Annotated in this window: 17 protein-coding genes; 10 read left to right on the top strand and 7 right to left on the bottom strand. The window is 67.8% G+C overall.

Going from position 1 to position 22,196, the window contains the following annotated elements:
- Window positions 1-46: 46 nt before the first annotated feature.
- The 8 genes from putP (at window position 47) to CFREN_RS04700 (ending at window position 11,608) form a co-directional block, all read left to right on the top strand.
- On the top strand, window positions 47-1,597 hold the full coding sequence (putP, locus tag CFREN_RS04735; protein WP_070522716.1) for a sodium/proline symporter PutP: 1,551 nt from the start codon (window positions 47-49) through the stop codon (window positions 1,595-1,597).
- Between the two features lie 96 nt (window positions 1,598-1,693).
- Window positions 1,694-2,431: an HNH endonuclease family protein gene (locus CFREN_RS04730; RefSeq protein ID WP_209653473.1), complete on the top strand. Its 738-nt coding sequence runs from the start codon at window positions 1,694-1,696 to the stop codon at window positions 2,429-2,431.
- 103 nt (window positions 2,432-2,534) lie between these two features.
- Entirely contained in the window at window positions 2,535-3,035 is a 501-nt protein-coding gene (locus CFREN_RS04725) for a DUF2269 domain-containing protein (RefSeq protein ID WP_209653476.1), read from the top strand.
- A gap of 235 nt (window positions 3,036-3,270) precedes the next feature.
- Window positions 3,271-7,203 carry a proline dehydrogenase family protein gene (locus tag CFREN_RS04720; protein ID WP_244979545.1) on the top strand — a complete coding sequence of 1,311 codons (3,933 nt, stop codon included), beginning with the start codon at window positions 3,271-3,273 and terminating at the stop codon, window positions 7,201-7,203.
- Window positions 7,204-7,467: 264 nt separating this feature from the next.
- Window positions 7,468-8,055: a hypothetical protein gene (locus tag CFREN_RS04715; RefSeq protein ID WP_209653478.1), complete on the top strand. Its 588-nt coding sequence runs from the start codon at window positions 7,468-7,470 to the stop codon at window positions 8,053-8,055.
- Window positions 8,056-8,407: 352 nt separating this feature from the next.
- On the top strand, window positions 8,408-9,496 hold the full coding sequence (locus CFREN_RS04710; RefSeq protein ID WP_209653481.1) for an efflux RND transporter periplasmic adaptor subunit: 1,089 nt from the start codon (window positions 8,408-8,410) through the stop codon (window positions 9,494-9,496).
- A gap of 11 nt (window positions 9,497-9,507) precedes the next feature.
- The gene (locus tag CFREN_RS04705) at window positions 9,508-10,230 is read left to right on the top strand and encodes an ABC transporter ATP-binding protein (RefSeq protein ID WP_209654726.1); all 723 of its coding nucleotides are present in this window, start codon (window positions 9,508-9,510) and stop codon (window positions 10,228-10,230) included.
- The gene (locus tag CFREN_RS04700) at window positions 10,220-11,608 is read left to right on the top strand and encodes an ABC transporter permease (RefSeq protein WP_209653483.1); all 1,389 of its coding nucleotides are present in this window, start codon (window positions 10,220-10,222) and stop codon (window positions 11,606-11,608) included. The genes CFREN_RS04705 and CFREN_RS04700 overlap by 11 nt, the downstream gene beginning before the upstream one ends.
- Window positions 11,609-11,893: 285 nt before the next feature.
- Here the strand turns inward: CFREN_RS04700 and CFREN_RS04695 are convergent, their stop codons facing one another.
- Together CFREN_RS04695 and CFREN_RS04690 are read right to left on the bottom strand one after the other, a co-directional pair.
- A complete protein-coding gene (locus CFREN_RS04695) occupies window positions 11,894-14,287 on the bottom strand; it encodes a DEAD/DEAH box helicase (protein ID WP_209654728.1) in 2,394 nt (797 codons plus the stop codon).
- Between the two features lie 623 nt (window positions 14,288-14,910).
- A complete protein-coding gene (locus CFREN_RS04690) occupies window positions 14,911-16,152 on the bottom strand; it encodes an MFS transporter (protein ID WP_209653486.1) in 1,242 nt (413 codons plus the stop codon).
- 162 nt (window positions 16,153-16,314) lie between these two features.
- Here CFREN_RS04690 and CFREN_RS04685 point away from each other — a divergent pair, with 162 nt between their 5' ends.
- Complete coding sequence (locus tag CFREN_RS04685) at window positions 16,315-17,595, top strand: dipeptidase (protein ID WP_209653488.1); 1,281 nt, start codon at window positions 16,315-16,317, stop codon at window positions 17,593-17,595.
- Window positions 17,596-17,606: 11 nt separating this feature from the next.
- Here the strand turns inward: CFREN_RS04685 and CFREN_RS04680 are convergent, their stop codons facing one another.
- The 5 genes from CFREN_RS04680 to CFREN_RS04660 form a co-directional block, all read right to left on the bottom strand.
- Complete coding sequence (locus CFREN_RS04680; protein ID WP_494337279.1) at window positions 17,607-18,044, bottom strand: DUF8453 domain-containing protein; 438 nt, start codon at window positions 18,042-18,044, stop codon at window positions 17,607-17,609.
- A 188-nt stretch (window positions 18,045-18,232) separates the two neighbouring features.
- Window positions 18,233-19,195, bottom strand: a complete 963-nt coding sequence (locus CFREN_RS04675) for a DNA cytosine methyltransferase (protein ID WP_209653493.1) — start codon at window positions 19,193-19,195, stop codon at window positions 18,233-18,235.
- 151 nt (window positions 19,196-19,346) lie between these two features.
- Complete coding sequence (locus CFREN_RS04670) at window positions 19,347-20,240, bottom strand: NaeI family type II restriction endonuclease (protein ID WP_209653494.1); 894 nt, start codon at window positions 20,238-20,240, stop codon at window positions 19,347-19,349.
- Between the two features lie 122 nt (window positions 20,241-20,362).
- Window positions 20,363-21,178, bottom strand: a complete 816-nt coding sequence (locus CFREN_RS04665; protein WP_209653496.1) for an HNH endonuclease — start codon at window positions 21,176-21,178, stop codon at window positions 20,363-20,365.
- Between the two features lie 39 nt (window positions 21,179-21,217).
- Window positions 21,218-21,478 (bottom strand): PDDEXK family nuclease, encoded by a 261-nt coding sequence (locus CFREN_RS04660; protein ID WP_209653498.1) that lies wholly within the window; start codon window positions 21,476-21,478, stop codon window positions 21,218-21,220.
- Window positions 21,479-21,610: 132 nt separating this feature from the next.
- Here CFREN_RS04660 and CFREN_RS04655 point away from each other — a divergent pair, with 132 nt between their 5' ends.
- The gene (locus CFREN_RS04655) at window positions 21,611-22,192 is read left to right on the top strand and encodes a hypothetical protein (protein ID WP_209653500.1); all 582 of its coding nucleotides are present in this window, start codon (window positions 21,611-21,613) and stop codon (window positions 22,190-22,192) included.
- The last annotated feature ends 4 nt before the right edge of the window (window positions 22,193-22,196 follow it).

The raw sequence follows: 22,196 nt of genomic DNA, 5'->3' as shown, positions 1-22,196 counted from the left end.
TTACGCACGTAGACATGATTTCCCACACCTGAAGGAGTGGACCCACTTGGAAACGACGACTTGGTATCTCATAGCCATCGTCATCTACCTGGCCCTGATGCTCTACATCGGCTTCACGGCCTACCGTAAGACCACGGAATACGACGACTACATGCTCGCCGGCCGCGGCCTGCACCCGTTCGTCGCGGCACTGTCCGCCGGCGCGTCCGACATGTCCGGCTGGCTGCTGATGGGCCTGCCCGGCGCGATCTACCTGTCCGGCCTCAACCAGACGTGGATCGCCATCGGCCTGTGCGTCGGCGCGTGGGCCAACTGGAAGCTCACCGCCCCGCGCCTGCGCAGCTACTCCAAGGTGGCCAAGAACTCCATCACCATCCCGTCGTTCCTGGAAAACCGCCTCGAGGACTCGACGAGCATCCTGCGCGTCGCCTCCGGCATCATCATCCTGATCTTCTTCACCTTCTACGTGTCCTCCGGCATGGTCGCCGGCGGCCGCTACTGGGAGTCCACCTTCGGCGGCGACTACATGGTCGGCCTGCTGCTGGTCTCCGGCGTGACCGTGCTCTACACCCTGTTCGGCGGTTTCCTGGCGGTGTCGTACACCGACGCCGTGCAGGGCGTCATCATGTTCCTGTCGCTGATCGCCGTGCCCATCGTCGCCATGTTCGTGCTCACCGGCGAGGGCGAGCCGGTCTCGGACCTGTTCTCCTTCGCCGCCGAGAACCCCTACCCGGGCAGCGACGGCACCCCGGTCGAGGACTTCTTCAACCCGTTCACCGGCGTGCCGCTGATCACCGCGATCGGCCTGTTCGCCTGGGGTCTGGGCTACTTCGGCCAGCCGCACATCATCGTGCGTTTCATGGCGCTGCGTTCCCCGGCCGACGCCGTCGCCGGTCGTCGCTACGGCGTGACCTGGCAGGTGCTGTGCATGCTCGGCACGACGCTGGTCGCGATCGTCTCCACCGTGTTCTTCGCGCGCAACCCCGACGCGTCGATCACGGACACGGAGTCGTACGAGACGATCTTCCTGGACCTGACCCGCGTCATCTTCCACCCGCTGATCGCCGGTTTGATCCTCACCGCGGTGCTGGCGGCGATCATGTCCACCATTTCGTCGCAGCTGCTGGTGTCGTCCTCGGCGCTGATCGAGGACCTGTACCGCGGCGTCGTGAACAAGAATCTGCGGTCCTCGACGTCGATGATGGCGTCGCGCATCGCGGTGGCCGGCGTCGCGGTCGTCGCCGGCATCATCGCGGCGAACCCGAATTCGTCGATCCTGTCGCTGGTCGGTTTCGCGTGGGCCGGTTTCGGTTCGGCGTTCGGCCCGGTCATCGTGGCGTCGCTGTACTGGCGTCGCCTGAACGTGCCGGGTGCCGCGGCGGGCATCATCGTCGGTGCCATCACGTCGTTCGCGTGGGGCATGAGCCCGCTGACGGACACCCTGTACGAGATCGTGCCGGGCGTGTTGGCCTCCGCCATCGCGATGGTCGCGGTGTCCCTGCTGACGAAGGCTCCGGCTCCGCACATCGTCGAGGAGTTCGACCGTGCCGCCGCCGAGGCCGCCAAGCCCGCTGCCCCGGCCGGCACCACGGTCTAAACCCGGTTTCCGCCGGTTGCCGCCCCGTCCCACCCCATCCGGGTGGGGAGGGAAATTGAACGGAACCGTTTGAGGGCGGGTCGCGTCGAATGAGACGTGACCCGCCTTTTTCGCGTTTTCGCGCCCTTCCGCAACCGTGTCGTTTCCCGCGCCCCGACGGCGTGCGGCAGTCCCCTCCCCTTCTTTGCTTTACGACGCCTCGTCGCGGTTTTCATCGCCCTGCCCCTGGGGTGCACCGTGGCCTGCGGCGTCGCGGACGATGGCGCGGGTGGTCGGGACGGGCGGCGTACCGAAGTGGCCGAACTGCTCGCCACCGTCCGCGTCGTCGCCGAGCGGGTGACGGTCCTCGGCTACGACCGGTCGCTTTTCGGCGGTTGGGCGCCGGCCGGCGCAGGCCCGGACGCAGGCACTGGCACAGGCACCGGCACCGGCGACACCCGCGACGCGGTTCTCGCGGAGTGGTTCGGCACCGGCGACGGCAACCGCGCCACGATCATCGCCGACCCCTACACCGGCGACGACCTCACGGCAGAGGGCGCGGACATCGACCACGTCTATCCCCTCGCCGCCGCGTGGGATTTCGGGGCGCACCGGTGGGACGCCCGCACCCGCCGCGCCTTCGCCAACGACGCGGAGCGCAACCTCGTGCCCGTCGCCTCCGGCGTCAACCGGGCGAAGTCGGACCTCACGCCGGCGGAGTGGCTGCCGCCCAACCGCGACCTGCGCTGCGACTATTCGGCCCGCTACCTCCGCGTCGCCGTCGCTTGGCGGCTGGCGGTGTCGATCGCCGACTGGGAGGCTATGGCCGACGCCTGCGGCATCACCGTCCGCTGAGCCGTCCGACCCCGTCGGCTAACATGACGCCCCGATGGGAAACCCGCCCGACCCGGCGGTTTCCCCATGAACCAGCCCACATCCGCCACCTGAAAGGCACTACGTGAACAACGTCGTCCTCATCGCCCACGTCGTCGCGGCGATCCTGCTGATCGGCCCGGTCACCGTCGCCGTCTCGATGTTCCCCCGCCTCGCCCTCGCCGCCTGCGGCGGTGAAGCCGGCACCGTCGGCGCCGCCCGCACCATGCACGCCGTCACCCGCACCTACGGCCTGTTCTCGCTGGCCGTGCCGCTGCTGGGCTTCGGCGTCATGTTCACCGACATCGAGAACTACATCAAGCAGGGCGCCCTGCACGCCTCGATCACCCTCACGATCATCGCGTGGGCGCTGCTGTACTTCGTCATCACCCCGAAGCAGTCGGTCATGCTGGCCGGCCTCGGCGTCGCCGGCGATGACGAGCTGCCCGATGACCCGGACTTCCGCGAGCGCGCCGAGAAGGCCGCCGCGCTGGACTGGGACAAGGCCAAGGGCCAGCTGGCCATGTTCTCCGGCATCTTCAGCGCCCTGTGGCTGATCACCGCCGTGCTGATGTTCTTCATCTAGGTCCGCACGCACCTCGCGCACCACGCGCACTCCGCGCACGACCGGTCGACGGATTCCCGTCGGCCGGTTTTCGCGTTGCCGGGACCGTGCCGGCCGCGCCAACGCAGGTTGTTTCCCAGTGGGAACAATACGTAGGGTCGCGGACAGAAGGCGGCACCCACCGCCGCCCCTCCCCGCGCACAGCACGGGCACCCGCCCGGCGCGGGGACCGCCCGATCCCGCCCGAGGAGGAACCATGGCCCCCACGCACGCCCGCCATCAGATCGACGACGACGGTCGCGACGACGGCCCGGGCACCCCGGCCGGCCAGGGGACTCAGGGGGCCCGGGAAGCTCAAGAGGCTCAGTCCAACCAAGGGACCGGCGACGCGGCCCTGACTCCCCTCGAGGATTTGGTGGATGCCGCGGTGGAGCGGGCGATGGGGTGGCTCGCAGAAGCGGAGAAGGTCACCGGACGCTCCCGCGCCGCGGGCGACTCCTCCCCGGCCGCAGGTGGCGACGGCGAGGCCGATGGCCCGGTCCAGGATGCCTCGGATCATGCGGCGGAGCAGCTGGCCAAGCTCGTCCACGATCCGGCGGGCGTGGACTACACGATGGCGTTCGTCGACCAGGTCGCCCGCCCGGAGGACGACGCCACCGCCGCCCGCCAGCTCGTGCGCCTGACCCGCGGCACGAAGACCCCGTCGTTTTTGTCCCCGCTCGACCGCGCGGCGATGAAGCTCGGCGGCTTGCTCGCCCCGAAGGCCCCGTGGCTGGTCATGCCGATCGCCCGCCGCCGCATGCGGCAATTGGTCGGGCACCTGATCCTCGACTCCGACGGCGAGGCGCTGCACGAACTGCTCGCCGACGCCCGCACCCGCGGCCGTCGCCTGAATCTGAACCTGCTCGGCGAGGCCGTCCTCGGCGCGAAGGAGGCCGAACGCCGCCTGCGGGACACGATGGCGCTGCTGCGCGACCCGATGGTCGACTACGTGTCGGTGAAGGCGTCGAGCGTCGTCTCGCAGCTCAATCCGTGGGATTTCGACGGCAGCGTCGACCGGCTCGTCGGCACGCTCCGTCCGCTGTACCGCATCGCCGTCGACGCCCCGGGGCGGGCGTCGCGGCCGGCTGCCCCGTTCATCAACCTGGACATGGAGGAGTACCACGACCTCGATCTGACGCTGGAGGTCTTCGAGCGCATCCTGTCCGAGGACGAGTTCCTGGGCCTGGAGGCGGGCATCGTGTTGCAGGCGTATCTGCCGGATTCGGTGGCGGCGCTGGATCGGCTCATCGACTTCGCCCGCGCCCGCACGGCCCGCGGCGGCGCCCCGGTGAAGGTGCGCCTGGTCAAGGGCGCGAACCTGTCGATGGAGACCGTCACCGCCGACTCGCACGGGTGGGTCCGCGCGCCGTACGCCACGAAGGCGGAAACGGACGCCAATTACCTGCGGCTGCTCGATCGCGCGCTGCGTCCCGATGTCGCCGACAGCCTGCGGGTCGGCGTCGCCAGCCACAACCTCTTTTCCATGGCGGCGGCGGTGGAACTGGCGCGGGCACGGGGCGTCGAAAAGCAGATCGACGCCGAGATGCTGCAGGGCATGGCCCCGGCGCAGCAGAAGGTGATCCAGGACGACGTCGGTCGCCTGATCCTGTACACCCCGGTCGTCGACGCCGACAGCTTCGACGTGGCGGTGAGCTACCTGGTGCGCCGGCTGGAGGAAAACGCCGCCGAGGAGAATTTCCTGCACGCGATGACCTCGGTCGACGAGTCCGAGCGGGCCGGCGGCGATGGTCCGGCGCCGTCGTCGCCCCAGTCGCCGATGTCGGGACAGGAGGCGCGGTTCCGGCAGGCCGTCGTCGAGCGCGACTCCACGCTCGCCGAGCCGCGCCGCACCCAGGACCGCCGCGTCGAGGGCCCGCCGACCACGCGCGACGCGGCCCCGGGCACGGTGACCACTCCCCGCGCGGAGACGGCCCGGACGGCGGCGTCGCCGGCGGATTTCGCCAACGAGCCAGACACCGATCCCGCGTTGCCCGCCAATCGCGAGTGGGCGAAGGCGCTGGTCGATCCGGCGCATGATCCGGGTCCGTCGCGGGCGCCGCTGATCACCGACGTCGCCGACGTCGATGCCGTGGTCCATCGCGCCACGAGCGTGCAGGCGGGGTGGTCCGACCTCGGCGAGCACGGGCGTGCGGCGGTTCTGGAGACCGTCGCGCGGCGTTTCGCTTCACGACGCGGCGGCCTCATCGCCGCGGCGGTGCATGGGCCGGGCAAGACGGTGGCCGAGGCCGACCCGGAGGTCAGCGAGGCGATCGATTTCATCCGGTACTACGCGGCGTCGGCGAGGGCGCTGGCCGATGAACCGGGCGTGGCGCTGACGCCCAATCGGGTGACGGTCGTCGCGCCGCCGTGGAATTTCCCGGTGGCCATTCCCGTCGGCGGCATCGTGGCGGCGCTGGCGGCGGGGTCGGCGGTGATCGTGTCACCGGCGCCGCAGGTGGTGCGGGTGGCGGAGATCGCCGTCGCCGCGCTGCGCGAGGGGCTGCGCGACGCCGGCGCCGACCCCGACTTGATTCAGCTGGCCAACACCGACGAGGCCGCGGCGGGCAAGCACCTGATCACGCATGACGACGTCGACGCCGTCGTGCTCACCGGCGCGTCGGAGACTGCGGCGCTGTTCCGGACGTGGCGGCCCGAGCGGCCGGTGTTGGCGGAGACGAGCGGTAAGAACGCGATCATCGTCACCCCGGCCGCCGACCCGGATCTGGCGGCGGCGGACATCGTGGCGTCCGCGTTCGGCCACGCCGGCCAGAAGTGTTCTGCCGGTTCTCTGGCGATCCTCGTCGGTGCCGCGGGCGAGTCCGAGCGGCTGCTGGAGCAGATCCTCGACGCCACCCGCACCCTCGAGGTCGGCCACGGCCGGGACCTGTCCACGGACATGGGCCCGCTGGTGGAACCGCCCGGCGAGAAACTGCGCCGCGGCCTGACCTCCCTGGAGCCCGGCGAATCGTGGCTGGTGCGCCCGCGCCCGCTCGATGACGATGGCACGATCTGGTCGCCGGGCATCCGCGACAACGTCCGCCCCGGTTCGTGGTTCCACATGACGGAGTGTTTCGGCCCGGTGCTCGGCATCATGCGCGCACCGGATCTGGACACCGCCATCGAGTGGCAGAACGCCGTCGATTTCGGTTTGACCGGCGGAATCCACTCCCTCGATTCCTCCGAGGTGGCCACGTGGCTGTCGAAGGTGGAGGTGGGCAACGCCTACGTCAACCGTCACATCACCGGCGCGATCGTCCGCCGCCAGCCCTTCGGCGGGTGGAAGGGGTCGTCGGTCGGTCCGGGTGCGAAGGCGGGCGGCCCCAACTACGTGGCGCAGCTGGGAACGCTTCACGACGTCGCGTCGTCGGCCATTCCGAAGGCCAGCCCCGGCCGCAGGGGCAACGCCGTGTTGCGTGACCTGGCCAATGCCCTGCGCGAGGGTGCCGCCGGGTCCGCCGACACCCGGGAGGAAACCGCCGCCCTCATCGACGGCGCGATCGAGTATCTCCGGGACGCCGCGGCATCGGATGCGTACTGGCGGGGCACCGAGTTCGGCGTCGCCCGCGACGAATCGGGGTTGATCGGCGAGGCCAACGTCTTCCGTTACCGTCCCCTCCCGCAGCCGACCGTGCGCGTGGGTCCGGGTGCGAACCCGGTGCAGTTGGCGCGGACGGCGTTGGCTGCGGCCGCCGCGCGGGAGGCGGTCGGCGCGGGCGTCGATGCCCCGGGCACCCGCCGGGCGGCCGTGCCGGTGGTCACCGTCGCACCGTCGGTGATGGGCGACGCCGAAGCCGGTGCCCGGCCGGGAACGTCGCCGAGTCGCCCCGATTCGCCGTTCGCCGCCACGTTGCGGGTGTTGGCCGCACACGGGTTGATCGAGGTCGTCGTCGAAGATGACGCGGACTTCACCTCGCGGGTGGCGGCGGAGGCGTCGTCGCGGGTGCGGTGTCTGGGCGCCGTGCCCGAGGGTGCGCTGCGGGCCGCGGCCGACAACGGGTCGTGGCTCGATCCGGCGCCGGTGGTGCGCAGCGGCCGCCACGAGATGCTGCACTACCTGCGGGAGCAGTCGATTTCGTGGTCGCTGCACCGCTTCGGCCACGTGTCCGAAGGCGTCGAGGAGGGACTGCGCGCGGCGTTGCGCGTCTAACCGGTTCCCCGGTCCCCCGACGGCGGCGCGACGCCCCACGGCGCAGCACATCACATACCCATAACGCTCCGGCGATGATGCGACAACGGTCGCGACATCGCCTTGCCTGCGTCGGTCTCCACGACGATCGTGGGCCCCGCACGTTGATCGGGCGCCCGGAAACCCCGGGCAACCGGTGCCCCGGCGCCCGGTCGACGAGGTCCGCCGCCTTGTCCCCGACGCAATATTCTTCGGCGGATCGGAGAGGACATCTTGGTCAACACGATGAGCAACCCCGACCTCTGCACCAACACCCGTCACACCACCACCGGTCGCCACCGCGTCCGGGCGCTCACCGCTTCGGCTGCGGCGGCGCTGGCCCTGACCGCCGGCGCCATCGCCCCGACGGCCGGCGCGGAACCGGCCGATCCGGCACCGGCCCCGGCGCAGACCCAGATCGAGACCGGCCCCGCCGACGACCAGGCCGATCAGGCCCGTCTCGACGCCGCGATCGACGCCGCCCAGCGGGAGGGCCGCATCTCGGCGGACCAGGACTGGGTCGCCGACGGCTACTTCCCCATCGCCCGTGCCGATGACCGGGCGGTGGCCGCGCAGGTGATCACGGTGGCCGGCGCGACGGGTTCCTCGCCGCAGGCGGTCCTGCTCTACGGCCCGGACGACGGCGCGTACCTGGGCACGGCGGCCGTTCCCGAAGGCTTCGAGGCCGACCCGAGCTTCGGCCCCGACGCCGGCCGGGTCGAGTCCGTCACGGCGACCGACGCCGACTCGATCACGGTTCGTTGGAAGGACCGCGATGGCGTGCTCGACGACGTGACCTACCGGTACATCGACGGCGAGTTCACGGTTGTGTAGTCACCTTCTTTGCTTGACGACGTCCCCGGCCCCCACCTGTTTCGGGTGGGGGCCGGTTCGTCGTCAAGCATGGAAAAGCCCCGGTCCCGATGAAGAATCGCGGTGAGGTGGGCACCGGCCGGCGGGGCATCCGGCGACGCGGGAGGCCGGACGGGAGGCCGGGCGTCGCAACAACGGGAATAAGTGAAACTCATCACCAAAATAAACGTGGGCAATGCCGATCCCCGGTGTTAATCTCCCTGTTGTTGCACACCACCCGGGCCTGCATTCCCAGGGTGGCGACCATGCAGTTCCACCACCGATGAACCACCCGGACGCGTCCCCCACCTCCCGAACGGACACACCACCCACGATGAAGAACAAGAAGCGAGGCGCGGGCCTCCTGCGGGCCTTCAAATACGCGCTGCTGACGCTGGCGACGCTGTCGCTGGTGAAAATCGCCTTCTTCCCCGGCGGCGATGAGCCGCAGCTCGTCGGCGACGGCGACTTCTCCCAGCCGACGGTGACGCTGGAGAAGAACACCATCAACAACGAGGCGAAGCTGGCGGCGACCATCCTGCGCGACGCGCCCACTCCGATCCGGGCGACCGCGTCCGGCGAGATCACCGCGGTGTACGTGTCGTCGGGGCAGGTGGTCGACCAGGGGCGCAGCCTGATCCAGGTGAAGTCGACGACGATGCCGGCCGGTGCCGCGGCGGCGACCGATGACGAAGACGCCGCCGCCGTCGCCCCCGAGGTCAGCTACCGGGACATCCCGGCGCGCGCGGGCGGCACCGTGAGCATGGACGTGGTCATCGGCCAAGTCGTCGAGGTCGGCCAGGAGATCGGGACGATCTCGCCGAACTCGTTCCACGCGATGGCGCAGCCGAAGCCCGGCCAGCTGTACTCCATGGGCGACGCGCTGCGCTCGGGTTCGCTGAGCATCACCGACGGGCCGGGGCCGTTCCTGTGCACCGAGGTGAAGATCGTCACCGTCGGGCAGACCTCCTCCTCCGGCGGTGCCGCCGGGATGGCCGCCGAGGACGCGGCGAGCGCCGGCGGACCCCAGATCCGCTGCGACATCCCCGACGATCAAACCGTCTACGAGGGCATTCCCGCCACGCTGACCATCGGCGGCGCCGTCACCGGAGAGGTCAACACCCTGCCGGTGTCCGCCGTCGAAGGCCGTTTCAACGAAGGCATCGTCTATCTGCCGGCGGAGGATCCGTCGCAGAAGCCGGTGCGCCGCAAGGTGCAGCTCGGGCCGAACGACGGCACCAACATCGAAATCAAGGGCGGCCTCCGCGAGGACGAGGAAGTCCTGATGTTCGTCCCCGCCGTCTCGCGCGACGACGACGGCGACCCGGACGTCGTGCCCTACGACGACGCCGATGGCGGCGACGACGCAGACGCCGATGCCGGCGCCGATTCCGGGGCCGACGACGCCCCGGCCGGGAACTGACGGTGGCCGCGATGATGGAGCTGGCGGGGGTCACCCGCACGGTGGAGCTGCCCAACGGCGAGCTGTTGCCCATCCTCCGGGGCATCGATTTCGCCGTCGCCCCGGGCGATCACGTGAGCATCATCGGCCAGTCCGGCAGCGGCAAGTCGACGTTGCTGAACATCATCGGCATGCTCGATCTGCCCGACGGCGGCACGTACACCTTCGACGGCACCGACGTGTCGACGCTCAACGACGCCTCGCGGGCGGCCCTGCGCGGCGATTCCTTCGGGTTCGTCTTCCAGCAGTTCAATCTCTTCCCGTCGCGCACGGCGCTGGACAACGTCGAGGTTCCGCTGTTGTACGACAAGGGCCCGAAGTTCTGGCGCCGTCGCGAGTTGGCGGCGGAGATGCTCGACCGGGTGGGCCTGGGCGACCGTCTCGACGCGATGCCGGGCCGGTTGTCCGGCGGCGAGCAGCAGCGGGTGGCCATCGCCCGGGCGCTGGTGCGGATGCCGAAGGTGATCCTCGCCGACGAGCCGACCGGCGCCCTCGACCTGGACACCGGTGCGGTGGTGATGGACCTGCTGGAGGAGGTCGCCGCGGAGAACGATTCGGCGTTGCTCGTCATCACCCACGACCTGGAGGTCGCCGAGCGGGCGGATCGCATCGTGGAACTGCGCGACGGCACGCTTCACGACGATTCGCTGCTGCGGGCGCCCCATCTGCCGGTCGGAGGCGACGATGAATCGTGAACCCGGTTCCCTGGCCCAGTCGCTGACGCCGTACCTCGGCGCGCTGCTGGAGGCGTGGCACGAACTGCGCATCAACCGCAACCGCATCATGTTGTCCCTGGTCAGCGTCGCCGCCGCCGTGTGGGCGATGTCGACCGTCATCGCGTTGAGCAACCTCCTCACCTCCTCCGCCGAGGCGTCCGAGGCCCAGTTCACCGGCATTCCCGGCACCGTGACGGTGACGGTGAACCAGGGGTCCGCCGATGCGGTCGACGGCGCCGACTTCGGCTTCGGAACCGATCCCACGGGGATGATGTTCGGCTCGCCCATGGACGCGGGCTCCTCCGGCGATGAGCCGGACGTCGTCAAGCCTGACGGCACCATCGACGACCCCTTCTCCGACGCCGCCCTGGCCACCGTCGACCGCGTCGGGTCGACCCACTGGTCGCGCGTGCGGACGCAATCGCTCGCCGTGAACATCCCCGCCGCACCCGAGTGCGACCCCATGATCGACCCGACGTGCTTCAGCTCCGGCGACCCGGAAATCCACGGCGTCGACCCCGGCTGGTTCGACATCTACCGCCGCACCATCAGCCACGGCCGCGCACTGCAGGACGGCGACGGCGAACGCCTGATGAACCCCACCGTCGTCAACGAAATGCTGTGGGAACAGCTCGGCTCCCCCAACCTCGCCGACCACCCGACGTTCACCGCCCGCGAAACCGGCGGCACGCAATTCACCATCGTCGGCGTGATGAACGACCTCGGATCCTGGGATTCGCCCCTGGCCGTCGTGTCCTACGACACCCTGAGGTACGCCGGGTACGCCGGCCCCATCGGCACCCGCAACCTGCTGGTCACCGCCCCGGTCGACGACGCCCAACAAGCGCGGCAGACCCTGACCAGCATGATGGGCGGCCTGCTCGGCACCGGCTGGGACGTCACCGCCACCACCGCCGACCAGGACGTCGAGCAGACCCAGCAGATGAACTCGATGATCACGAAGGTGCTGGGCATCGTCGGCGGCATCGTCATCGCACTCGGCGCGCTCGGCCTGCTCACCGTGTCGATCGTCACCGTCGGCCACCGCGTCCGCGAAATCGGCATCCGGCGGGCGATGGGGGCGTCGGCGGCGCGAATCTTCATCTCCGTGTTCCTCGAGTCCGTCGTCGCCACCACCGTCGCCGGCGTGATCGGCGTGGTGCTGTCGATCATCACCGTCAAGCAGATGCCCGTCGAGGACGTGCTCGGATTGCCCATGGAACTCGGCGCCGTGCCGTACCCCCTGACCGCGGCGTTCATGGGCGTGGCCATCGCGTCGCTGGTCGGCGCGCTGGCCGGCGTGATTCCCGCGACAATCGCAGTGCGGGTCAAGCCCATCGACGCGATCCGGTTCTGACGCGCCGCTCCCCCGCTCCCCCTCCCCGTATCCCCAAACCACGGGGTCTAAACCACGGGGTCCAACACTCTTCCCCCAAACCACGGGGTCTAAACCACGGGATCCGCACCCCCAACCCCAAACCACGGGGTCTAAACCACGGGGTCAGTGCCGACCCCGTGGTTTAAGGCCGTAAAACGGTCGACCCCGTGGTTTGGACCCCGTGGTTTGCGAGTGTGGCGGCCGAAACCGCACGGCTCCGCGCGCCCCCACCACACGATCCGGTGGAGACCCCGTGGTTTGCGCCTAGTCCCAGCTGCCGCGGCCGCCGCGATCGTCTCGGCCGCCACGGTAACCGCCGCGACCACCACGGTCGTCCCGGCCACCGCGGTAACCGCCGCGACCACCACGGCCGCCCCGATCGTCGCGGTCCCAGCCGCCCCGTCCGCCACGGCCACCACGGTCGTCGCGGTCCCAGCCGCCCCGTCCGCCACGGCCACCACGCTCATCGTCGTCTCGGCCACCACGGTAACCGCCGCGACCACCACGGCCGCCCCGATCGTCATCGCCACGCCCGCGGCCACCGCGGTAACCACCGCGCCCGCCACGGTCTCCCCCGCGCCCGCCGCGGAATCCGCCCCGGCCACCTCGGCCGCCTCGACCCCCGCGGTCGTCGCGGTCGTCGTAGGCGAAGGACCCGTCGTCGACGTTGGTGCCGTCGTCCGGGGTGAGGTGGATGAGCTGGCCCGAGATTCGGGTGTCCTTCAGGTTGTCGAAGACCTCCTGCGGCATGTTCGCCGGCAGCTCCACCAGGGTGTGGTCGCCGCGGATGTCGATGTGGCCGAAGTCCTTCGACGTCAGGCCACCCTCGTTGGCGATGGCGCCGACGATCGCGCCGGGGCGCACGTGCTGGCGGCGGCCGACGCTGATGCGGAACTTGGTCATGCCCTCGCGGGTGAACTCGGCGCGCTCGGCGCGGCGGGCCGCGTGCTCGCTGCGGCGGTCGCGCTGGCCTCGGCCGCGGCGGTCCTCGTCGAAGCGGCCCCGGCCGTCGCGCTTGCGGCGGGGCGGTTCCTTCATCAGGAAGTCGCCGTTCTGCGACTGCGCGGCCAGGGCGGCGGCGATGTCGACGAGCGGGGTGTCGTGCTCGTCGGCGTAGGCCTGGATGAGCTCGCGGAACACGGGCACCTGGTCGTCGGCGAGCGCTTCGGTGATGGCGTCCATGAACTTCGACTTGCGGGAGTCGTTGACCTCGTCGACGGACGGCAGCTGCATTTCGTGCAGCGACGACTTCGTGGCCCGTTCGATGGCGCGCAGCAGGCGGCCCTCGCGGGGGGTGACGAACAGCAGCGCCTCGCCGGAGCGTCCGGCGCGGCCGGTGCGGCCGATGCGGTGGACGTAGGACTCGGTGTCGTGGGGGATGTCGAAGTTGACGACGTGGCTGATGCGGTCGACGTCGAGGCCGCGGGCGGCGACGTCGGTGGCCACGAGGATGTCGAGGCGGCCGGACTTGAGCTGGTCGATGGTGCGTTCACGCTGGTTCTGCGCGATGTCGCCGTTGATGGCGGCGGCGGTGAAGCCGCGGGCGCGCAGCTTTTCGGCGAGTTCCTCGGTTTCGTGCTTGGTGCGCACGAAGACGATCATCGCCTCGAATTCCTCGACCTCCAGCACGCGGGTCAGCGCGTCGAGTTTGTTGCGGTGGGCGGTCATGAGGAACCGCTGGCGGATGTTGTCCGCGGTGCGGGTCTGCGACTTGACGGTGATTTCCTGCGGCTCGTCCAGGTATTGCTTGGACAGGCGGCGGATCGCGGCCGGCATGGTCGCCGAGAACAGTGCGACCTGCTTGTCGTCCGGGGTGTCGGCGAGGATGCGTTCGACGTCTTCCTGGAAGCCCATGTTGAGCATTTCGTCGGCCTCGTCGAGTACCAGGAAGCGCAGGTCGGAGATGTCCAGCGAGCCCTTTTCCAGGTGGTCGATGACTCGGCCGGGGGTGCCGACGATGATCTGGGCGCCGCGGCGCAGGCCGGACAGCTGGATGCCGTAGGACTGGCCGCCGTAGATCGGCAGGACGGAGATGCCGCCGAGGTGGTCGGCGAAGGATTGGAAGGAGTCGGCGACCTGCAGCGCGAGTTCGCGGGTGGGTGCGAGGACCAGGGCCTGCGGGGCGCGGACGGTTCGGTCGATGCGGGCGAGGACCGGCAGGGCGAAGGCGGCGGTCTTGCCGGTGCCGGTCTGCGCGAGGCCGACGACGTCGCGGCCTGACATCAGGGTCGGGATCGTCGCGGCCTGGATGGGCGACGGGGATTCGAAGCCGACCTTCGCGACTGCGTTGACGACTTCGTCGGGCAGGTCGAGTTCGTCGAAGCCGGGGCCTTCTTCGCCGTCGGCGTCGTCGTCATGCTTGTTTTGCTTTGCGACGTCCGCCTTGTCGCCCTTCGGCGTCTCCACGTCGTCGGCGGTGTTCTCGACGGCCGTGTTCTCGGCGGCGTTGTCGGTGGCCTGGTCTTCGGAGGCCTGCTGCTCGCCCTGCTCGTCGGCCGGGTTCTCGGCGACGTTCTCTTCGGCCGTGTTCTCGACGGCGTTCTCTGCGACGTTCTCTTCCGCGGCGCTCTGCTCCGCGGTGTCGCCGTTCAGTTCCGCTCCCTGCTCATCGCGGATCACGTCGGTGTTTTCGGCGCCCGTGTTGTCGTTATTTCCCATTGTCGTACCCATCTCATCGCCCGTCGGGGCGTCTTCCCGGCCCTGAGGGGCCTCGTGTGCGGCCCGTCCGGCCGTCTCGTCCGCGGTCTCGTTCGCCGCGTGCTCTGCAGTCAAATTGTCTTCGTGGGCCGTGTCGGCCCGCCCATCGTCAGTGTCCGCGGTGGCGCTCATATCCCTGCTGACTTGCGCGCCATCGTCCGTCGACGCGTTGAGGACGTCGTCGAGGGTGAGGGGTGCGCTGTCGTGCGAGCTATCCGTGGATACCGATTCGTCGTTGCTCTCCGGCGTATTCGCGTCGCCGGCACCGTCATCGGTTGTGCTCATTGCCCGAGCCACGTTACCCGTTCTACATGCCAAAACGCGATTAACTCGACCCAACGGTGGCGGAGGTCACTTCGACGGCGACCATGGTCGGCGCTCACGCGGTGGCCGGGGGCTGCACATCTGACGAGTGTGCACCACACGCCCTCCAGTGCACATTCGTCAACGGGCCGGGGGCTGCACATCTGACGAGTGTGCACCACACGCCCTCCAGCGCACACTCGTCAACGGGCCGGGGGCTGCACATCTGACGAGTGTGCACCTCACGCCCTCCAGCGCACACTCGTCGAAGTCCGCCGCCCCTACTCCCCTGCCGGTTTGGCGGAGGTGGGCACGCGCCCGAGCGTCTCGCGCCCGCCAAGCCAGACCAGCAGCGCGATGCCGGTGATGATCCCGCATGCGACGAATCCCGCGCGGTAGCCGGCGAGGTCGACGATGAGTCCGACGACCAGCGGCCCGGAGATCGCGCCGAGGTCCTGGGCCATCTGGTAGTTCGCCAGGACCTTGCCGCCCTGTCGGTCGGAGCCGATGACGTCGGCAAGCACCGCCTGCTGCACGGGGTTGATCATGCCTGCGCCGAAGCCGGCCGCCGCCGACACGGCGAGCAGGGTGACGTCGCCGTGCATGAAGCCGATGAGCCCGGTGAACAGGCCGTTGACGGCGAGCCCGGCGAAGATGAGGGGCCTCCGCCCGATGCGGTCGGACAGCGAGCCGGAGAACTGCAGGGCGATGACGTTGCCGACGGCGAAGGCGGTCAGCGCGAGGCCCGCCACCGCTGCGCCGTGGACGAAGGTGGCGGCGGCGTAAAGGGGGACGATGGCGACGCGGACGCCGAAGTTGGACCAGCCGTTTGCGAAGCCGGACACCAGGGCGGCGCGGTAGGCGGAGTCGCGCCAGGCGTCGCGGAAGCGCATGACGGGGGTGGTGCGCACGGGCACCTTCTGCCGCAGCGCCTCGGGGTTGAGCCGCACGGCCACGATGAGCGTAGCCACGACCAGGGCGAATCCGTAGATGTAGAAGGGCGTGCGCATGCCCCAGGGGGCCATGGCGGCGCCGAGCAGGGGGCCGAACACGTTGCCGAGGAGGAACGCCGATCCGTAGGCCGACGAGCATTTGCCGCGGATGTTCGGTGGCGCCATGCGCACGATCAGGCCCATCGCCGAGACGGTGAACATCGTCGAGCCGATGCCGCCGAGTGCGCGGAACGCCAGCAGGGACCAGTAGTCCCAGGCGGTGGCGACGAGCAGGGTGGACACGGCGACGATGGTCAGGCCGGCGAGGTAGGTGCGGCGGTACCCGGCCTTGTCCACGAGCCGTCCGGACGTCGGCGCGAAGATGAGCCGGAAGATGGAAAACGAGCTGACTACGAAGCTGGCGGCGAAGACGGAGACGTCGAAGCTGCGGGCGTATTGGGGCAAAACGGGGGCGATGAGGCCGAAGCCGAGGGCGATGATGAACGCCGCGCTGACCAGTACCCAGATTTCGTGCGGGATCGGGGTTTTCGTGTGGCGCGTGGCAGCGGCGCGGCCACGGTTTTGTTGCATGTGTCCACCATAGACCCGGGGTCAAAACGGGCCGTTTTTGCTTGACGACGTCTATGTCGTCGAGGTTCGGCCGCGTCGGTCCCCCGTGGCGGTCGCGTTTCTCCCCGAAGAAGTGACGTGATCCACGCCACAACGGTCGGGAATTCAGTTAGCGTGTCAAACATGAATGCGACTAAGCGAGGACGGACGGACGCATCGGACGCTGCCGAGGCACCGGCCGGGGCGAAGGGAGTGGAGGTCGGCCAAACCGAGTCCGGCAAGCCCCGCAAGAAGCGGCGTGGCCTGAAGATCGGCGGCGCGGTCGTCGTGGGGTTGGGCGTCATCGCTGCGGGGGTGTTGGCGGTGGGGCCGGGGATCGTCGAAAAGCAGAGGAACCCCGTGGCGGAGGTGGCGCTGAAGGAACCGTCGCCGCAGGCCCTGGAACTGCATGACGGTCTGCTGATCGCCGACATGCATTCGGATGCGTTGCTGTGGAAGCGGTCGATTCTGGATCGCGGCGAGCGCGGGCACGTGGATGTGCCGCGTCTGCGGGAGGGCAATGTGGCGTTGCAGGTGTTCGCGTCGGTGACGCAGTCGCCGCGGGGGCAGAACCTGGACGGCAACACGGATGAGACGGACAACATCACTCCCCTGGTGGCGGCGCAGTTGCAGCCGCCGCGGACATGGGGGTCGTTGTTCGAGCGGTCAATGTATCACGCGGAGAAGCTGGATCGTGCGGTCGAGGGCTCGGATGGGCAGCTGCAGTGGGTGCGGACCAAGGGCGAGTTGGACGCGCTGGTGGCCGAGCGCGAGGCCGGCGGGGACGTGATCGGCGCGCTGTATGCCTTGGAGGGACTGCACAATCTGGAGGGCGACGGGTCGAACCTGCGGCGCCTGTATGACGCGGGTGCGCGGATGGCGGGGTTCACGCATTTCTTCGACAACGAGGTCGCCGGGTCGATGCATGGCGTGGATCGCGGGGGTTTGACGGATTTGGGCCGTGAGGTGTTCGCCGAGATGCAGGAGCTGGGCATGGCCGTGGATTTGGCGCATGCCAGCCCGGCTGCGATGGCGGACATGATCGAGCTTGCCGACGCCCCTCTGGTGTACTCGCATGGCGGCGTGCGGGCGACGTGCGACGTGAACCGGAATTTGACCGACGAGCAGATCCGGGGCATCGCCGATACCGGTGGCGTGATCGGCATCGGTTATTGGGAGGACGCGGTGTGCGGCCTGGGCACCGGGCCGGTCGTCGACGCCATCGACCATGTGGTGGACGTCGCCGGCATCGACGCCGCGGCGCTGGGCTCCGACTTCGACGGGTCGGTGGAGGTGCCGTGGGACACCTCCCAGCTGGCCGTGATCACCCAAGAACTGATGGACCGCGGGTACTCCGACGAGGACATCGCGAAGATCATGGGCGGCAACACCCTCCGCGTCCTGCGGGAGGTGCTGCCGGAGTAGGGGGCGCCTCGCTATCTGCGCAGCTCTCCAACATGATTATTTAGCGCTCGGATCGCAAGTGAGATATTCGCAATTTCTCTCACGCCTTTTTCTCCAGAAGTCCGCTCTGCACCTTGGATAGGCGCAGGCATAGCCTTCGCCATCAAGTTGGATATCAAGTACTTTTCCGAGTGACACTTCCCGCGAACATCAACATATCGAATAGCTACCCATTGCTCATCGGGCATGCCATACCGAACTCCTTCTTTGGAAATATGTCGCCACATAAACCGAAGAGCTGCACCCGGCGGAAGGTCGACTTTCTTGCCCCGCACCCCCTTGTCGAGCGCCTTCAAGACGTGATCTTCTCCCAAATCACTCCAATCAAAGTCTTTGAGCTCTATCCTTACGTCCCGAGCCAGACTCTGGCCATGATTGACTACGCGGAGATCTGCTGACCCCCGCCCCAAAGTCCCGGAACCGGCTGCGCATAGACATATGGCTTTGAACGGTCCCAGGAGTCACGAGCCATGAGGCGAAGGGAAACAACCGCCGCTATCGCCGCGATTGTCGTTGCAATAGAGGACAAAGCGCCCAACGCCTCAATCGCGTTCACAATTTCTCCCCACTTTCCATCTGCCAACGGCGACCAACGGCACTATTGCCCCAAAGCCCGAGCAATGCTCCCACCCAGTGCTCGCGCAACCGGCGGCGGAAAGGCGTTTCCAACCTGACGCCAGGCGGCAGTCTTCCGGCCATAGAACTCCCACTCTGGCGGGAAGCCTTGAATCAATGCCCCCATCTTGACAGTAAGACGGGGCATCTCATCAAGCGGAAAGTCCGGCGCCGGCGCTTCTTCCGCGATCGAGCTGCCCTTGACGCCGAGCTTGGCCCACCCTTGGCGGGCACGGGTCGGGCCCACATCAGGACCGCCATGCTTCTTGGAACCGCCAACAAGCGTCGGCCCAATCCCATCAGCACGTTCCGCCCACGCGTCAGCTCCTGGCCAACCATTCGAAGCCATCTGATCCCTGAGAACCTCACCCACGGTTGGCGGGTTCGGGTTGGCTTCTGGCCAGATGAAGCCTCCCTGGTACTTCTGCTCGACCGCTACGAGCACAAATCGAGGCCGCAGCTGCGCGACACCATGTTCAGCAGCATGGATCAGGTGCCATTCGGTGTAGTAACCCAACTCATGAAGACGGTCGAGGATCTGCTTTCGGTATGACGCGAAGCGCGGCTGTGAAAGGCCTCGAACGTTCTCCAGCAGAACCGCACGCGGCCGGGCATCGGCAACGATCTCGAGCGCCTTGGGGAAGAGGTCTCGCTCATCGTCGGCACCTAGCTGCTTGCCCGCGATAGAGAACGGTGGGCAAGGGACTCCGCCGGCAAAGAGATCAATGCCCTGGTAGTCGCGACCATCGAGGTCATGGACATCCATTTCCATGACGTTCCAGCGGTGCTCGGGTTCCAACCCATCGTGGTCACGGTTGATACGTAAGGTCTGGCATGCATGCTCATCATTTTCAACGGCTCCGACATGCCGGAAACCAGCTTGCTCCAGACCAAGCGCCTGCCCACCGGCACCCGCGCAAATCTCCAACGAGACAAGTTCACTCACGCCACAATCCTCCTGGACTGGTTCCAGGCGCCAAACCGACGCCTGACGCGCATCCTATGTAGCCCGTCGGACCACAGACGAGCCATTCGAACACTAGTGCGACCTCATGTTCGAAGACGCAAGCCAGACTAGCAGCGTCTCGCAGAGATCCCTACGTCGCATCTCGCACGACAGGTGCCGCCACCACAGGGTCTCCCGGATGTGCCACCCGCCACCAGCCCCCACTGATCTCAACCCGCGGCTCCGGATCGCTGGCCGCCGCGGGGACGAGCCTCAGCGACATCAACTCTTCCGGCATAAGCTGCTCCCCCACGAGTTGCTCGACAATACTGGCCTGGTTCCGGTACTTCCCCGAAAGCACAACGATCCCCTCCGACTGAAGCAGCCCCCGGGCACCACCGTTGCCCCGGACACGCTTCATGTAGTCCTTTTGCTCCGCCACAGCGGCAATGGACTCCCGGTTAACGGTCAAGCCGAGTGTCCGCCGAAAAAGCTCACACACTCGTTTTTGGCCGGACCGTGGCTCGAAGATCGCGTCTCGGTCAGGCTGAGGAAGATGAAGCAACCGGTTGACCGGCAACGCCGCATCTTCGAAAAGCCATTGAATGTCTGCCTTAGCCGCCTTCGTGAAAGACCGCTTGCGGTCGCGATTGCCACCTTGCGTCAACCGATCCTCGGTCGCCCGCTCGACACACAAGCTCCATGTAGAGGCTTCATCCGAAGCATGAAGTCCAATGATGATCTCACCGACACATTCCACAGGGATCATCCACTGGGCCTTGCCCATCGAGAACTTGCAGTCGACATCGACACCGGAGATGCGGTAGTCGAGATGGTCCTGGACACCGTCATCGATGATGTCGTCGAACTCCTGGCGGATGGCGATCTCAATCAGCGTGCCGAAGTGCGTCTTTTCGGTCTTGTAGAGCTGATCCCACGAGTAGCGGCCGGTCCACTGCCCGTTATAGAGCCGGTCATACGACGACCGAAAAGTCTGAGCGAACCGTGTCCCATCAGGATCCGCTTTGAGAATCAGATCCCGCACCCGCAGGAGATCCTGGTCTCCACTACCGCACGTTCCAACCATGTCCTTCGAGTATCTCCTGTTCTGATGAGGGCACATTCAAAGGCTCCGATCTACCAAGGACGATCCCACACGATGTCGAGTTACTTTTCCGTCGCTGCACGCAGTTTCTCGATGACACGCTGACGGTCCTCCGCACTGAGCAGCCGCGTTCGCACATAGATTTGTTCGACCTTGTCACGGGGGCGCGCACCAGACAGGAGCCACGAAAGAAGCACCTTCTTGTCCTTCAGCGGGAGGTTCACCGCAGACGACCAAATGTGGCCGACGTGCTCCGGAGCTTGACCTTCATCACGCTTAGTCTCGTTGCAGCGGGAGCACTCAGCACGCAGGTTTTCCATCGAGTTGCTGCCACCGTGCGCCTGGGCAGCGATATGGCCAACCGTCAAACGCACTGTACTTGCTGGATCATCAGCGTAGACATCACCGGCTCGCTCACCGCACAACTGGCAAGTGAAGCCATCCCTAGCGAACACCGCGTTTCGTACCGCGTTGGAAATCAGCTCCTTTCTGGGGCGAGGGCCAAGCTCAGGGGCCCAGCCTTTTTGCTGCACCAGATACTCCCCCGGTCCGAGGCTGGCCAGCTCCTTCTGGGTGGGCAAAATCCAGCCGTCTTTACGCAATTCACGCAGCCTCCGCTGGAAGTGCTCATCCGAGTTCCGCTCACCGGCAACCGTGATCTTTCGGCGCAGCTCATCCGTAGTGAACTTCTCGCCAACTTCAACGTTTCGGTAGAGGTACGACGCGATCCGACGCTCTACTCCATTAACCCTCTTGGTGCCCGGATGATGTTCAAGACGCCACCACTCGACCTCATCCGGCCGCTTACCACCCACACCCATCGCTCCTCCACCTTTGACCGTCCACCCCGATAGGCTCACAGCATAAGTTGTCTTCACCGATTATTTTCGCATGTTTAACGACCTTTAGGCCAGCCATCACGCGGCGTTGTTCTTCGGGATCGACCCATGGATGTCACAGCCGTGCCAAAAGCAACCATCGACGAAAACGGCGATCTTCGCCCTGATGAACGCAACATCCGGATGCCCCGGGACCCCCCCGTAATCCACCCGGAACCGCAGGCCCCGGCGATGCAGTTCCCAGCGCAACGCGATCTCCGGCTTGGTGTCGCGCCGTTTGACGCGACTCAAGTTGCGCGAAACCTGGTCACTCAGGGGTGCGGGCCCCGATCGCTTCATTTCGCCTCCCCGGACCTTCGATCGCCACGACCGCCGTGACATCGACTTCCACCATGCCGGCCGCACCTGAATGGCACACATGTTCGAATGAGCTTCGAACACCCGTCCGAGCCGTCGTCTAACGTGCGGGCCATGACGACCTCCCCAAACACCCCCGCCACCAACCGGCCCACCACCTGCCCCGACGCCGCTCGCCCGGACGTGCACCAACTCCCCCGGCACGCCTCCGCCCTCGCCGACCGCTACCGCACCACCTGCGCCGACGATCTGGCGCTGATCTTCACGTTCCACCGCCACCCCGTCGCCGCCCGCAGCCTGCACCCCGGCGCACTCGACCACACCATCACCCTGCCCGACACCGACGCCGTCACAGCCACCGTCCGCACCCACCGCGTCCGCGTCCCCGCCGGCCTGGTCCGCGACTTGTCGCTGCGCTACCCCGAGTACTTCCTGCTCGGTGGCAACCCCGTCTACCTCTTCACGGTGTCCATCCGCGTGGGGCTTCACGACGACCACCCCACCGCCTCCACCCGACACGCACATGCACGCGCCATCGCCGAAGCCCTCCACGACGCCCGGGACGCCGCCAACATCCACGCCAACGGCACCGACCCTGCCACCGGCGCCCTGCGCTTCAGCTGGATCGGTGACCGTGAAGGCCGGGTGTTCACCAGCCCACCCGAACTGTTCAGTCCACGACATCGAGCAGCGTAGACGC

The organism is Corynebacterium freneyi, from assembly GCF_030408835.1.
Taxonomy (GTDB): Bacteria; Actinomycetota; Actinomycetes; order Mycobacteriales; family Mycobacteriaceae; genus Corynebacterium; species Corynebacterium freneyi.
Note: the sequence above shows the minus strand (reverse complement) of the source record. Positions and strands in the feature narration are given on the sequence as shown.

Bases quoted from the DNA above. Each gene is read 5' to 3' on its own strand.
- CFREN_RS04690 (WP_209653486.1), bottom strand. From the start codon at position 16,152: ATGCAACAAAACCGTGGCCGCGCCGCTGCCACGCGCCACACGAAAACC.
- CFREN_RS04685 (WP_209653488.1), top strand. From the start codon at position 16,315: ATGAATGCGACTAAGCGAGGACGGACGGACGCATCGGACGCTGCCGAG.
- CFREN_RS04660 (WP_209653498.1), bottom strand. From the start codon at position 21,478: ATGAAGCGATCGGGGCCCGCACCCCTGAGTGACCAGGTTTCGCGCAAC.
- CFREN_RS04720 (WP_244979545.1), top strand. From the start codon at position 3,271: ATGGCCCCCACGCACGCCCGCCATCAGATCGACGACGACGGTCGCGAC.
- CFREN_RS04700 (WP_209653483.1), top strand. From the start codon at position 10,220: ATGAATCGTGAACCCGGTTCCCTGGCCCAGTCGCTGACGCCGTACCTC.
- CFREN_RS04705 (WP_209654726.1), top strand. From the start codon at position 9,508: ATGATGGAGCTGGCGGGGGTCACCCGCACGGTGGAGCTGCCCAACGGC.
- CFREN_RS04715 (WP_209653478.1), top strand. From the start codon at position 7,468: ATGAGCAACCCCGACCTCTGCACCAACACCCGTCACACCACCACCGGT.
- CFREN_RS04655 (WP_209653500.1), top strand. From the start codon at position 21,611: ATGACGACCTCCCCAAACACCCCCGCCACCAACCGGCCCACCACCTGC.
- CFREN_RS04695 (WP_209654728.1), bottom strand. From the start codon at position 14,287: ATGGGAAATAACGACAACACGGGCGCCGAAAACACCGACGTGATCCGC.
- CFREN_RS04710 (WP_209653481.1), top strand. From the start codon at position 8,408: ATGAAGAACAAGAAGCGAGGCGCGGGCCTCCTGCGGGCCTTCAAATAC.